We start from the raw sequence: 447 nt of genomic DNA, 5'->3' as shown, positions 1-447 counted from the left end.
TCCAGCCCCACCTCCTTGGCCCGGCGCATCGCTTTCTCCGTCACCCGCGGGGTGGCGCTGGGGGTGAGCGAAACGATCAACCCCTGCCCTTTGGCATATTCCGCCAGCTCAAACAGATCGTCGCGCATCAGCGGATCACCGCCGGTAAACACGAGCAAGGGAGCCCCCAGATTGCGGATCTCGCGGATCAGGGCTTTCCCTTCCTCCGTCGTAAGCTCCCGGGGATCGCGATGGTACTGGGCCTCTGCCCGGCAGTGGAGGCACTTGAGGGCACAGGCACGGGTTACTTCCCAGATGACCAAAAAGGGAGACTGATGAAAGTTTAGCAAAAAAACCCCTCCTTCTCCAGATTCAACGCCTTCGACCCCGATCCGGAAAAAGCGTATGAAGTTCGTCACACTCTCCCTCAGGGCGTTGGGGTACAATGAAAATGAGCTCGGCTGAGAG

1 protein-coding gene is annotated in these 447 nt (G+C 59.3%); it reads right to left on the bottom strand.

From position 1 onward, the window contains the following. The coding region (locus RZO55_RS21850; protein WP_318066382.1) for a radical SAM protein at window positions 1-329 on the bottom strand (329 nt) is incomplete at its 3' end. Window positions 330-447 lie beyond the last annotated feature (118 nt).

The sequence above is a fragment of the Clostridium boliviensis genome (assembly GCF_033342255.1).
GTDB classification, from domain to species: Bacteria; Bacillota; Clostridia; order Lachnospirales; family Lachnospiraceae; genus Lacrimispora; species Lacrimispora boliviensis.
The sequence above is the reverse complement of the archived record's forward strand: the minus strand, read 5'-3'. Positions and strand labels throughout refer to the sequence as shown.